Raw genomic sequence first — 12,314 nt, forward strand, 5'->3', positions numbered from 1 at the left:
AGGTGGGCAATGCCCACCTACAAAAGCTCGCTCGGCAATTATCAATTATCCGATCGCAAAATTCACTAGTTTTCCAGGTACGACGATGACCTTTTTAATCTCCTTGCCTTCAACATATCGCTGCGCGGGTTCCGATTCTCGTGCTAGCTTTTCTTGCATTTGTCGATCGGCTTGAGCGGGAACTTGAATTGTGCCTCTAGTTTTACCATTAATCTGAATTACTAATGTCATTTCATCTGCTACCAAAGCATCTGGATCGGCTTTCAACCACGACTGTTTGTGAACCGATTCCTGGTTTGCGATCGCGTGCCATAATTCATCGGCAATGTGAGGCGCAAATGGAGCCAACAAGAGAATTAATGTTTTAATTCCTTCCGCATACACTGGAGAATCTTTGCACGTTGCATCAGCCAGGGCATTACTGAGTTTCATTAATTCAGAGACGGCTGTATTAAATTGGTATTCGCCTTCTAAATCTTCGGTAATTGCTTGAATTGCCGTATGAATCGCCCGTCGCAAATCTTTTTCAATTTTTGATTTTGGATTTTTGATGGATGTTTCTTTTACTGTTGGTTGTTGGGCAAACTCGGTGACTAATTGCCATACCCGATTCAAAAAGCGAAATTGCCCTTGAACATCTGCTTCGTCCCACTCCAAATCTTTCTCTGGGGTGCTTTAAACAAAATAAACATTCTAGCGGTGTCTACCCCATACTTGGCTATCACCTCTTCTGGAGCAACACCATTACCCTTAGATTTGGACATGGTAGCGTAAACAAGTTTTAGCGGTTCGCCCGTTTGCGGATCGCGAGGATCGTCGGCATTGACAATTGAGGTGGGAACCCATTTATCTTTGTCTGCCTTGTTGGGATTCATGTAAGTTAATCCCTGTACCATACCCTGGGTTAACAGGCGTTGGAAAGGTTCGTCAAAGTTGAGTAAATTGCGATCGCCTTCGGTACCTCCCTTTGGGCGATTGCCTTCGGCACCTTCCTGCGGGCGATCGCGCAAGACTTTGGTAAAGAACCGCGAGTACAATAAGTGTAAAATTGCGTGTTCGATTCCTCCAACATATTGATCTACGGGCATCCAGTCATTGACTCGTGCTGAATCGAAGACCAGTTTGTCATTTGTAGCATCGGGAAAGCGCAAGAAATACCATGACGAATCGATAAATGTATCCATCGTGTCTGTCTCTCGTTTCGCAGGCGTGCCACAAGTAGGACAAGGTACGTTAACCCAGCTTGACAACTGCGCTAAGGGCGAACCACCGCGACCCGTAAATTCTATATCTTCTGGCAACCTTACGGGTAAATCTGCTTCTGGTACGGGTACGATACCGCAGTTAGGACAATGAACGACAGGAATGGGTGCGCCCCAATATCTCTGACGAGAAATCAGCCAATCTCGGAGGCGATATTGAATTCTGGCTTTACCCCAGCCTTGTTTCTCGGCGTATTCAATGACCGCTTGTTTGCCTTTTACTGAATCTGTGCCATCAAAAGAACCAGAATTCACCATAATTCCTGGTTCCGTATATGCTTCTTGTAGAGGTGTTACACGTAACGTTTCTACATCATTGTTGGGTGGCACAATGACAACCTGAATCGGCAGATTATTACCTTGAGCAAACTGAAAATCTCTGGTGTCGTGGGCGGGAACTCCCATGACTGCCCCAGTACCGTATTCATACAATACGTAGTCAGCAATCCAAATCGGAATTTCTGCACCTGTAAACGGGTTAATTGCCATTCCACCTGTAGGAATTCCGCGTTTGGGTTTATCCTCAGCCGTGCGTTCTAATTCGCTTTCGGCTGCAACCTCTTGGATAAATGCTTCTACTGCGGCTTTTCTGTCTGGCGTTGTCACCTGACGAGTCAAAGGGTGTTCCGGCGCAAGAACAACATAGGTAACGCCGTAAACCGTATCGGGACGAGTGGTAAAAACGCCGATTTTCTCCGAACTACTAACTATGGGAAATTCTAAATATGCCCCTGTAGATTTCCCAATCCAGTTAGCCTGCATCAGCTTGACTCTTTCGGGCCAGCCTATCAATTGGTCGAGGTCTTGCAGCAATTCTTCGGCGTAGTCGGTAATCTTTAAGAACCACTGTTTGAGTAATTTTTTCTCAACTTTTGCCCCGCTGCGCCAAGAACGCCCTTCACTATCAACTTGTTCGTTTGCCAATACTGTTTGGTCAACGGGGTCCCAGTTAACGGCTGCTTCTTTTTGGTAAGCAAGTCCAGCTTGCAAGAATTGTAAGAAGATCCATTGCGTCCACTTATAATAATCTGGCGAACAAGTGGCAAGTTCTTTATCCCAATCAATTGACAAACCCAGCCGCTTTAATTGATCGCGCATTTGGGCGATATTGCGTTGAGTCCACTTGGCAGGCGGAATATTATTTTTAATGGCAGCATTTTCTGCGGGTAAACCAAAAGCATCCCAACCCATAGGGTGTAGCACCCGATACCCTTGCATTCGTTTGAGGCGAGCAATTACATCCGTAATCACATAATTACGAACGTGACCCATGTGCAGGCTACCCGATGGATACGGAAACATGGATAGGGCGTAGAATTTCGGCTTATCTTGGTTTTCTTCAGTTTTGTCTATACCTTGTTCTACCCAGGTTTTTTGCCACTTTTCCTCGATCGCTGCGGGATTATAACGGGACTCCACGAATGAGACTCCTATTGATGCGTTCGTGTCTGTCTCAATATTTTAAATTACTGGTAATGGGTAATGGGTAATTGGTGATGGGGAAGTCAAAATTCAAAATTCACGCATTAATTCCGAATTCTTCCCACGCACCACGCACCACTCATTACACCCCACACCCCACACCCTACACCCTGTTCTCTGATGACAAATGACGAAATCATAAAAGTCTTTGTATATGGTACGCTCAAACCTGGCGAGGCAAATTATCAGCGTTATTGTGCGGATTATGTAGTGGCAGCACGAGAAGCGATCGCTTTGGGTCAACTATTCGATCTACCTTTCGGATATCCAGCCATGACTCCTGGTAGTTTCAAAGTCTATGGAGTTCTGCTTTCTTTTACCAATCCAGATGTTTTACAGCAGCTTGACTGGCTAGAGGATTACGACCCGCAAAGGGCGATCGCCGAAAACGAGTATTATCGGCAGCAAATAGAAGTCTACGATACTTCTCTAGCGCCTTTAGGTAGAGCTTGGACGTACTTGATGACCCTAGAACAAGCACGCACTTTTGGTGGCGTTCTTCTTCCTGACGGCTGGTGGAGCAGTCACAAATCAGTGACCAGTGACCAGTGACCAGTAACCAGTTATCGGTGGCTAGTGGCTAGATTCCTTTCCGATCGCTAGCCGCCAGTCAATAGCCACTCACAACTCACAACTCACTTCAATTAAAATTCTTATTTTGTGGATGTTGTTGTGGCTCTATTGGTCGATTATTTTGATTTTGTCTTTCACCATTTGGTGAAGGAATCACGATCTTGGGGATTTCTACCACTGGGTCGTTGATAGCGACCATAAGTGGCTCAATTTTGGAGAGTCGGGCAAGTTGTGCGATTGGTGAGTTTGGTAGGGTAGCGATCGCGCCTACAAACACAGCTGCAATGGCAGTACCACCCCACACGATTGCCTGCCGTTGCGATCGACGGTGTATCCTTTGGTAGACCTGTTGAATAGTTTGTTCTACAGGTTCTTGTGTCGGTACTGGCAGCGTTCCAATTCCTTGACGGAGGTTAAGCAAGCGCTCGTATAGCCGCTTGGTTTCTGGATCGTGTTCTAGCCATGTCTCTACCTCTCGCCTTTCGGCAGCGGTAACTTCCCCGTCCAGATATGCGCTCAGTAACTCGAAGCGATCGCGCTTCAACATATCCATAGCACCGATTAATTGATTTGCCTCAATAGTATGGTGTTTATCTATTTCCCCTGAGTCGGGGCGATTGTCGATCCAACGTTTTTCATCAGAGGTCATTTTAACATCATCACCCACTTATTCATAGATATGCCTAGATCTGTCTTTTCACCAAGCTACCGAGTTTGCTGATATTTCTGAAGATTTTAAAGATTTGAGTTAGAGTTTCGATCTACTTGCAAACGTATATTCTGGTGTCATTGCTGTCTATCTTCAGACTGATTGATTATTGACCGTTAAGATAGTTTTGCAGTTGCGATTGGAGTCTAGCTCTAGCTCTAGCAATTCTCGATTTGACGGTTCCTAAAGAAACGTTGGTAATTTCTGCAATTTCCTCGTAGGGCATTCCTTCAATTTCTCGCAGCACGATAGTTGTGCGAAATACTTCGGGTAGATCTGCGATCGCCTCTTGCAACTGCTCGTAAAACTCTCGCGTTGTCAACTCTTCTTCCGGGCTAGGATTATCTCCGGCGATTTCCCAGTCCATCTCTCCATCTTCGGCGACGCGGGGAGTATCTAGAGATAAGGGATGTTTAACTCGCTTACGTTTGCGTAATTCATCGTAGAAGATATTGGTGGCAATACGACTCAACCAGCCTCGGAATTTAGCTGGCTCATTTAGCCGCTTGATGTTGCGGTAAACGCGAATCCAAACTTCCTGAGCTAGATCGGCTCTATCTTGCCAATCAGGTGCTAAATGATACAACATGCGCTCTACATGGGGCTGATAACGGCGTAACAGCTCGGCAAATGCAGCCTTGTCTGGACGCAGCCCAGCCTGACAGCGCAAAATGAGATCGCGATCGGATAGCTTTTCTACTGTCACTGCCGCTGGAGTAACCGTTGCGTGAACTGTTGACCAGCATACAGGAATTGATTGACTCATAAATGCCAATGGCTCGAAAACATTCCCGATTCATAGACTGCCCCACTTTACAGAAGTTCCCTACAGCAAAGCGGAATCTGTCTCAAGTTAGAGACGTGAATCTGATACCAGTATGTTCCCGAAGCCGGGGGCTGAAATGGGGTGTGGGGTCTGGGGTATGGGTGACAAGGAAGACAAGGAAGCGATTCTATCCACTATTCACTATCCACTAGCCACTAGCCACTTACCCATTACCACTCCCTAAAAGCTAGTTGCTGTCGGAGATCGCGGGGAAATATGACCTTCATTAAGGAGGATTTAGGATTTTCTACGACCCGATAACTGGGCTTCGCAGGTTCGTGACCGATTGGTACACCGACTCCCAGCAACAACTTGACGCACATGGTAATTGCGATCGCTAACATCAGCTTTTCTAACATTGCCTTTGTCCCCCACAACCACTAGCTGTACTTCACTTACAGTCACAAAACCGAGCGCCGACTTGAAACAACTGAAATCTAATTGCCAGAATTCTTTAGATATTTCTAGTTTGCCTATTTCCATCCTAAGATAGAAGCAAATCATAATACTATCTTAATATTTTCTTGGCTTTAGATGAAGATAGATTAAACTTAGTTCCGTCAAGCGATTGACAAGACTAATTTGTCACCCACGTTAACGGTGGAAGACAATCTACGCTCTGTCATTGGCAGTCTGTATATTTGTTTTTGGCAATTAGCAATTAGCAATTAGCGATTGGCTAAGAAATCTGTTGCTCGAAGTTAGGTGCGTAGGCTTGGAGTAGCATACTGACTTGTTTCACTACCTCTTTACCACCACTACTTTTACCGAGGGCTTGGCGTTCTGGGAAGAATTCGGGTCGGTCTAAGCTGCGGGCGATCGCTTCATCGATTTGTTGTACAATTAGCGCTGCCAGTTCTTCTTTTGCCCGCTGGCGCTGGTAATTAGCACCTTCTTCAGTCGTAGCATATAGGGGAGGAAGACGATTGAGTGCATAGGCAGCGATATCACCTACGTCTAGACTGTGACCACTGGTAACTTTAATTTCTGCTACCCGTGCGATAACTTCAGTCAGCACTAACTCTTCCATGACGTTGATAAATTGTTTGCGCTGCACCGCTACAACTTCGCCAGTCAAGAGCGAACCCATCAACTTATCTAACGCCATATACTCTTCTATGGAAAGCTCGGAAGCAGTGTCACAGATTCTACCCACCTCTGCTTCCATGGCTGGTGTTAAATAGCCATCTTGAAGGGCTTGCTCGACAATTTGTTGAATGCTCATAACGCTGCTTTACCTATTTTGCTTTCCTATAGTTAAACTAACCCTGGATTGATTTTGCCCTGCTACAGCACAAAAATTAGCACCCTAAGTCTAATTCATTCCTTGTTCCCGCCAAGTTGTCGGATCGACTGCTTCCCCTTGAACGTAAAATCCCCAATGCAAATGGGGTCCAGTTGAAGCCCCCGTCGAACCTACCGCGCCAATCGGTTGTCCGGCTCTAACAATATCTCCTTCTCTGACATAGATTCGGCTTAAGTGCAGGAAAACACTCGTTACTCCTTGACCGTGATCGAGTCCAATTATATTACCGTGAACTCGAAACCCTTGAGATTCTAAACCGATTAAGGAAACTCGCCCTGCGGCAGGCGCAACTACGGGAGAACCTACCGGACCTGCATAGTCAACGCCACGATGGTAGTAATCTCTAGCAAATTTGCCATTGTAATAGCGCCGCACTCCGTAAATCGTGCTGACTCTGCCGCGATTGGGCTTAAGAAAAGGACCATTCCAAAATTTTTGCGGGGTAACGAGCGATTTAAAAGCTGCTACTCGACTCAGTTCGAGTTCGGTTGCTTCTAGCCCAGCCTTCCCGGGTCGAAAGTTGATTCTCTGCACGGGAAATTTACGATTTGCCACCCATACGGCTATATTTCTAACTTTACCTTCACTGCTGATCTGAATCTCTCTTTTTCCTACTTTTTGTAAAGGTGTGGTAGGAACAAAAGCGCGAAATACACCAGGAGCAATGACGAAAGCTGGATAAGTTTTGCGATTGACAGTCACGATAGGGCTGACGTTGATATCGGGGTTGTTTGGTCTGACGACTACCGACAGCGTATCGCCTAAATGAGGCTTAGTGGGAGCGACCCGTACCTGCAAAGCTTGGGCTGGTAAGGCTGAGACTAAGGCAATACCCAGTGAGAGTAAAAAGCAGTGGAGAACTGGTAGTTGGTAATTGGTAGTTGGTAGTTGGTAGCTGGTAGTTGGTTGACCGCTCCCTTGTCTCTCTTGTCTCCCTTGTCTCCCTTGTCCTTTGCTTTCCGGCTCCCTGCTCCCTGCTCTCTGCTCCCTGCTCCCTGTAAATTGATTCATATACTCGCAAAAGTCCAGACTGATTGACCAACTAGATTAACTTTATGGTCTCGATCCCCTATGAAAGCTGTATCGAGTTTTTACAAAAGTAGATATGTTGTAATCGCTCCCAAATAAACTTAAAACTTCTGTATGCTGAAGTTTATATACCTTAATAGTTCTTTTATAAGTTTGTGCAGGAAGATTTTAGATTAATAGTTGACTTGGTTTTGGTTTTGGCAGTAGCGGCAGGCGGCGGCTTACTGGCGGCGTTGTGCCGTCAACCAGTACTGCTAGGCTATTTGCTGGGTGGCATGGTTGTAGGACCAGCTGGACTAGGACTGATTAAGGAGTTAGTTCAAGTTGAAACTCTCGCTCAATTTGGCGTTGCCTTTCTGCTGTTTGCCTTGGGTGTAGAGTTTTCATTTGCTGAATTAAAAAAAGTGCAGGCGATCGCCCTTGGCGGAGGAGGATTGCAGATTGCTCTCACAATCCTGGTCACGGTGTTGGTCTGTGGAGTTGCAGGAGCTTGGGAAATCTTACCTGCTAAGGGCGTATTTTTGGGGTCAATTTTATCTTTATCTTCTACCGCTGTCGTCCTCAAGTGCCTGATGGAACGAAACGAAACGGCGAGTTCTCACGGACAGGTGATGTTGGGAATTCTGGTCGTCCAAGATTTAGCACTGGGATTGATGCTGGCAGTTTTACCCGCACTAGACCAACCGCCGCAGTTAATTGGTATAGCGGTAGTAACGGCACTGCTGCGAATTGGTTTATTTGCTGCCGGAGCTGTTGCCGCAGGAATTTGGCTGATTCCTCCTCTATTACGCCTGTTGGCACGAACTGAAAGCAAAGAATTATTTTTACTAGGAGTCGTAGCGCTGTGTCTGGGAATTGCTCTATTAACAGAGCATTTGGGGCTATCGATTGAAATGGGGGCGTTTGTCGCCGGATTAATGATTTCTGAAGTGGAGTATGCCGACCAGACTCTAACTTATGTTGAGCCACTGCGAGATATATTCGCGACGCTGTTTTTTGCCGCGATTGGAATGCTGATCGATCCCGTGTTTTTGTGGCAAAACTTGGAGTTAATTTTAGGGCTGGTGGCTTTGGTTTTTGTGGGTAAGTTTGCAATTGTCATGCCCTTAGTCATGCTTTTCCGTTACCCATTGAAAACAGCTTTGATTGCGGGATTAGGATTAGCTCAGATTGGAGAATTCTCGTTTGTATTAGCGAGTGAAGGGCGATCGCTCGGTTTGGTGTCCCGTCCCGTCTACCTGCTGATTTTGGGTACGACTGCCGTTACGCTCGTTCTTACGCCTTTCGTGTTGCGACTCGTGCCAAAGTTATTGGAATTACCTTGGTTGAAAAAATTCATTGAAGGGCAAGATTTACCACTCGAAATTTCAGCCAACACGCCTCAACAAAATCACGTTGTCGTCTGCGGTTACGGGCAGGTTGGGAAAAACTTAGTGCGCTTATTACAAGAACGCGATCGCCCCGTAGTCGTAATCGACCAATCAGAAAGCCGAATTCAGCAAGTCCGCGAGGCGGGCGTACCTTATGTATATGGCAATGCAGCTAGTTTACACGTATTAGAAAAGGCAGGGGTCGAACGAGCTAAGTCGCTGGCGATCGCCCTACCCGATCCGATGAGCAGCCGCCTGTGTCTGAAGCGGGCGTTGGAATTATCGCCCGATCTCGATGTGGTAGTACGGGCAACTAAGGATAAAGATATTGAATTACTCTATCAGTTGGGGGCGAGAGAGGTCGTACAGCCCGAGTTTGAAGCGAGTTTGGAACTAGCCAGTCATTTGCTAACACAAATTGGTTTAGCACCGATTTCGATTCAGCAAGAAATGCAGCAAATTCGCAATCATCATTATCTAGAGTTACGTCCAGAACGGACGGCGGCTCAAGTTTCGCGCGAATTGCAGCAGGCTACTCAAGATTTAAATAGCCGTTGGTACGCCTTACCAGCAGGTTCGCCACTCACGGGTATGACGCTAGAAGAAGCGGACTTGCGCTACTTGACGGGGGTGAGTTTGATGGCAATTAAACGGGCAAACGGGCAAGAGGTCGATTATCCCAATGCTAAGACGATGTTGGAAAAGGGCGATCGCCTATTGTTAGTGGGAGAAGCAGAAGAATTAGCCGCTTTAGAGGAATTGGCTCAAAGCGAGGCAACTGTACCAGAAGCCAATGCTGCTTGTCATTGGTTGATGGTAGCTGCTGATAGCCCCGCGATCGGTCAAACTCTAGGAGATCTCGACATTCGCCGTCGTTTTGGCATACAAGTCCAAGCCATTCGCCGCGACGGTAAATTTCTGCGGTTTCCCGATGGCAATATGGCTTTACGGGCAGGCGATCGCTTGCTATTGTGCGGCGGTTACTTGGCAATGACACAGTTGCAAAAATTGCTAGCCGTCACTTCAAGTCCGCTCTCCAGCGTACCAGTGGTGAAAGCTATAGAAGCAGAAGCTTTGCGGGAGTATTTGCCGTTGGATAGTTGGCGGGAGTGACTAGTAACTGGTGGCTAGTGGCTAGAATATCTAGTCACTAATCGCCAGCTGCTAACCACTTATTCGTCTCTTATTTCCCTAACTCTCGGTCTGAGGTAGGCGATCGCTTGTCGCCAAATTGTAGTGGAGCGATCGCTTTCATCAATTAGGCAAACGCAATTAGAATCTTGCCAGCCTAATCTACCCGTCAGCGAGTCGCCTGTCATGAGTTTCATTTCTACGACAATCTGACTTTTGATCAGAGATTGTACCTGCCGAATACTAGGTAATGCTGTATCGTAGTCGCTAGCCATGTTTATACTTAACTTTAATTCCTATATATTGATAGTTCCCTCGATTGGGCTTTCAGTTGTCATTGGAGAAGTCAAAAGTCAAAAGTCAAAAGTTAAAAGTTAAAAGTTAAAAATGGGGAGTCGGAAGTCAGGAATTGTTGACCCACTCCCTACTCCCTACTCCCTATTCACTGTTCTAAACATGACTATCGAATTTGTTAAATATCACGGGTTAGGTAACGATTTTATTTTGATTGACAATCGTGCCTCTAGCGAACCAATCGTTACGCCAGAGCAAGCTGTCAAATTATGCGATCGCCATTTTGGGATTGGTGCTGATGGTGTCATCTTTGCACTACCTGGAACCAACGGTGCTGATTACACCATGCGGATTTTCAACTCTGATGGCTCGGAACCGGAAATGTGCGGTAATGGAATTCGCTGTTTTGCCAAATTTTTAGCAGATTTAGAGGGAAGCACGAATCCTACCTCTCGCCTCCGCATTCATACTTTAGCTGGTATCATCGTTCCCGAACTCACTGCTGATGGTCAGGTCAAGGTAGACATGGGAGAACCAAGATTGTTAGCCGAGGAAATTCCGACAACTCTTGTCACTGCTGGAGAGAAAGTTATTAACCAATCTCTAAACGTTGCAGGTCAGACTTGGTCAGTTACCTGTGTCAGCATGGGTAATCCTCACTGTATTACCTTTGTTGATGATGTGGCTGCTATTCCCCTAGAGGAGATCGGACCCCAGTTTGAACATCATCCAGTTTTTCCCCAGCGCACGAATACGGAATTTATTCAAGTTACAGGCAGAGATTACTTGAAAATGCGGGTTTGGGAACGCGGTGCTGGGGCAACTTTAGCCTGCGGTACGGGTGCTTGTGCTTCCCTGGTGGCTGGAGTGTTAGCAGGAAAATGCGATCGCGTTGCTACTGTAGAACTTCCAGGTGGCTGTCTGCAAATTGAATGGTCGCACGACCAAAAACTTTACATGACGGGTGCGGCAGAGCGCGTGTTTGCGGGGAAGATCGAGTAATCTGACCGCAAAAACCCAATCGCGTATCTCTATGGCTTGACATTACCAATAAGTGTATATACACTAAAAGTATGTCAGAGCAAAACGCCCAATTCAATTTAGTTCAGTTAGGCAATGTTGCTAATACCTGTACCTGTTTTAATCTCCGCAAAGCCACTCGCGTTGTGACGCAATTCTTTGACGAGCAGCTCAAGCCGAGTGGATTGTTAATCACTCAGTTTACGATATTAGTAGCGATCGCTCAAGCAGGTTCAGGAACGATCAACGATCTAGCCGATCTCTTAGTTATGGATAGAACAACGTTGACGCGCAATCTGAAGCCACTAGAAAGAGAAGGTTTTGTTGCTATTCAGCCAGGTGAGGATCGGCGGATACGGGTTGTTTCTCTGACTGCAAAGGGTCGCAATGCATTGGCTGTAGCATTGCCTTTGTGGGAACGGGCGCAAACTTCTGTAATTGATGGATTAGGTCAACAACAGTGGAATTCCTTACTGATTGCTTTGAATGATACTGTTTCTTTAGCGTATGAGAACTAATTGTACCAAAAAGCACATGCGCTCGTTCTTTCTATTTAAGTGTATATACACTTAAATGAAAATACCACTTACATTTAGCATTCTATTCAACACAAGGAGTCTACATGAGTACGAAGAGTAACGTTAAGAACGAAACGACAGAACGCTGGTTTGTTTTAGTATTAACGATTTGGGGTGCCGCCGTATTTGTTACGGGATATTTTGGGATTCTCTCAAACATTAATACAATCTGGGTTCCACTGTTAGTTATAGCAGGTATTACTATTCCAGTTTTAGCGTACTATTTCAGTGAAGATTTTAGGTCGTATATTTGGTCTATTGACCTCAAACATCTCACGATTTATCATGTATGGCGAATTGTTGCAGCACTAGTATTTTTCGATTATGGAAGCCAAAATTTGCTGCCCAAACAGTTTATTATCGACGCAGGATTTGGAGATTTAGCAGTAGGTTTATTAGTACCAATTATTTTGTTCTTAAGAGAAAGTTACACTAAGTATCTTGTATTTCACATTTTTGGAATGTTAGATTTTGCGATTGCGGTTGGTACCGGTTTCACATTTAATGTTCTACTGAACGATCCTTTAATGAGGAATGTAATTACTTATCCGATCGTGCTTATTCCCCTCTATGGCGTATGTATCACGGGGGCGCTGAGCATTATGACCTTGGATAGGCTTTTAAAAAGCAAGTACTATTCTGAAAAATTGATAAATGATTTTCAAAAATAAGTGCATACACACTTAATACAATACCTGAAATTCAAGCGTAGAGTTGGTAATGCCCACTCTACG

General features: G+C 45.7%; 11 protein-coding genes and 1 pseudogene. 5 read left to right on the forward strand and 7 right to left on the reverse strand.

The window, feature by feature from the left end; genetic code table 11:
* Nucleotides 1–45: 45 nt before the first annotated feature.
* Nucleotides 46–2,681, reverse strand: a pseudogene (leuS, locus tag M5J74_RS25220) (leucine--tRNA ligase).
* A 183-nt stretch (nt 2,682–2,864) separates the two neighbouring features.
* On the opposite strand from leuS, the gene M5J74_RS25225 reads away from it, so the two are divergent.
* Nucleotides 2,865–3,296 carry a gamma-glutamylcyclotransferase gene (locus M5J74_RS25225; protein ID WP_250013950.1) on the forward strand — a complete coding sequence of 144 codons (432 nt, stop codon included), beginning with the start codon at nt 2,865–2,867 and terminating at the stop codon, nt 3,294–3,296.
* An 88-nt stretch (nt 3,297–3,384) separates the two neighbouring features.
* Here the strand turns inward: M5J74_RS25225 and M5J74_RS25230 are convergent, their stop codons facing one another.
* The 5 genes from M5J74_RS25230 to M5J74_RS25250 all read right to left on the reverse strand — a co-directional run bounded on the left by M5J74_RS25230 (nt 3,385) and on the right by M5J74_RS25250 (nt 7,169).
* Complete coding sequence (locus tag M5J74_RS25230) at nt 3,385–3,966, reverse strand: anti-sigma factor (RefSeq protein WP_015156754.1); 582 nt, start codon at nt 3,964–3,966, stop codon at nt 3,385–3,387.
* Nucleotides 3,967–4,132: 166 nt separating this feature from the next.
* Nucleotides 4,133–4,792 (reverse strand): sigma-70 family RNA polymerase sigma factor, encoded by a 660-nt coding sequence (locus M5J74_RS25235; RefSeq protein ID WP_015156755.1) that lies wholly within the window; start codon nt 4,790–4,792, stop codon nt 4,133–4,135.
* Nucleotides 4,793–5,022: 230 nt separating this feature from the next.
* On the reverse strand, nt 5,023–5,211 hold the full coding sequence (locus tag M5J74_RS25240; protein ID WP_015156756.1) for a hypothetical protein: 189 nt from the start codon (nt 5,209–5,211) through the stop codon (nt 5,023–5,025).
* A gap of 320 nt (nt 5,212–5,531) precedes the next feature.
* On the reverse strand, nt 5,532–6,077 hold the full coding sequence (locus M5J74_RS25245; RefSeq protein ID WP_015156757.1) for a late competence development ComFB family protein: 546 nt from the start codon (nt 6,075–6,077) through the stop codon (nt 5,532–5,534).
* Nucleotides 6,078–6,167: 90 nt separating this feature from the next.
* On the reverse strand, nt 6,168–7,169 hold the full coding sequence (locus M5J74_RS25250) for a M23 family metallopeptidase (RefSeq protein ID WP_250013953.1): 1,002 nt from the start codon (nt 7,167–7,169) through the stop codon (nt 6,168–6,170).
* 173 nt (nt 7,170–7,342) lie between these two features.
* Here M5J74_RS25250 and M5J74_RS25255 point away from each other — a divergent pair, with 173 nt between their 5' ends.
* A complete protein-coding gene (locus M5J74_RS25255) occupies nt 7,343–9,670 on the forward strand; it encodes a cation:proton antiporter (protein ID WP_015156759.1) in 2,328 nt (775 codons plus the stop codon).
* Nucleotides 9,671–9,729: 59 nt separating this feature from the next.
* Here M5J74_RS25255 and M5J74_RS25260 read toward each other — a convergent pair whose 3' ends face one another.
* Entirely contained in the window at nt 9,730–9,963 is a 234-nt protein-coding gene (locus tag M5J74_RS25260) for a hypothetical protein (RefSeq protein WP_015156760.1), read from the reverse strand.
* Between the two features lie 181 nt (nt 9,964–10,144).
* On the opposite strand from M5J74_RS25260, the gene dapF reads away from it, so the two are divergent.
* The 3 genes from dapF to M5J74_RS25275 all read left to right on the forward strand — a co-directional run bounded on the left by dapF (nt 10,145) and on the right by M5J74_RS25275 (nt 12,251).
* Nucleotides 10,145–10,984, forward strand: coding sequence for a diaminopimelate epimerase (gene dapF, locus M5J74_RS25265; RefSeq protein WP_041462613.1), 840 nt, complete (start codon nt 10,145–10,147; stop codon nt 10,982–10,984).
* A gap of 71 nt (nt 10,985–11,055) precedes the next feature.
* Nucleotides 11,056–11,520 (forward strand): MarR family winged helix-turn-helix transcriptional regulator, encoded by a 465-nt coding sequence (locus M5J74_RS25270; protein ID WP_015156762.1) that lies wholly within the window; start codon nt 11,056–11,058, stop codon nt 11,518–11,520.
* A 104-nt stretch (nt 11,521–11,624) separates the two neighbouring features.
* Nucleotides 11,625–12,251 (forward strand): hypothetical protein, encoded by a 627-nt coding sequence (locus M5J74_RS25275; protein WP_250013955.1) that lies wholly within the window; start codon nt 11,625–11,627, stop codon nt 12,249–12,251.
* Nucleotides 12,252–12,314 lie beyond the last annotated feature (63 nt).

Source organism: Chroococcidiopsis sp. CCNUC1, from assembly GCF_023546805.1.
Classification (GTDB): Bacteria; Cyanobacteriota; Cyanobacteriia; order Cyanobacteriales; family Chroococcidiopsidaceae; genus Chroococcidiopsis; species Chroococcidiopsis thermalis.

What these genes read in the sequence shown, in the direction of transcription:
- M5J74_RS25225 (WP_250013950.1), top strand. Translation starts at nt 2,865, where the DNA reads ATGACAAATGACGAAATCATAAAAGTCTTTGTATATGGTACGCTCAAA.
- M5J74_RS25230 (WP_015156754.1), bottom strand. Translation starts at nt 3,966, where the DNA reads ATGACCTCTGATGAAAAACGTTGGATCGACAATCGCCCCGACTCAGGG.
- M5J74_RS25235 (WP_015156755.1), bottom strand. Translation starts at nt 4,792, where the DNA reads ATGAGTCAATCAATTCCTGTATGCTGGTCAACAGTTCACGCAACGGTT.
- M5J74_RS25240 (WP_015156756.1), bottom strand. Translation starts at nt 5,211, where the DNA reads ATGTTAGAAAAGCTGATGTTAGCGATCGCAATTACCATGTGCGTCAAG.
- M5J74_RS25245 (WP_015156757.1), bottom strand. Translation starts at nt 6,077, where the DNA reads ATGAGCATTCAACAAATTGTCGAGCAAGCCCTTCAAGATGGCTATTTA.
- M5J74_RS25250 (WP_250013953.1), bottom strand. Translation starts at nt 7,169, where the DNA reads ATGAATCAATTTACAGGGAGCAGGGAGCAGAGAGCAGGGAGCAGGGAG.
- M5J74_RS25260 (WP_015156760.1), bottom strand. Translation starts at nt 9,963, where the DNA reads ATGGCTAGCGACTACGATACAGCATTACCTAGTATTCGGCAGGTACAA.
- dapF (WP_041462613.1), top strand. Translation starts at nt 10,145, where the DNA reads ATGACTATCGAATTTGTTAAATATCACGGGTTAGGTAACGATTTTATT.
- M5J74_RS25270 (WP_015156762.1), top strand. Translation starts at nt 11,056, where the DNA reads ATGTCAGAGCAAAACGCCCAATTCAATTTAGTTCAGTTAGGCAATGTT.
- M5J74_RS25275 (WP_250013955.1), top strand. Translation starts at nt 11,625, where the DNA reads ATGAGTACGAAGAGTAACGTTAAGAACGAAACGACAGAACGCTGGTTT.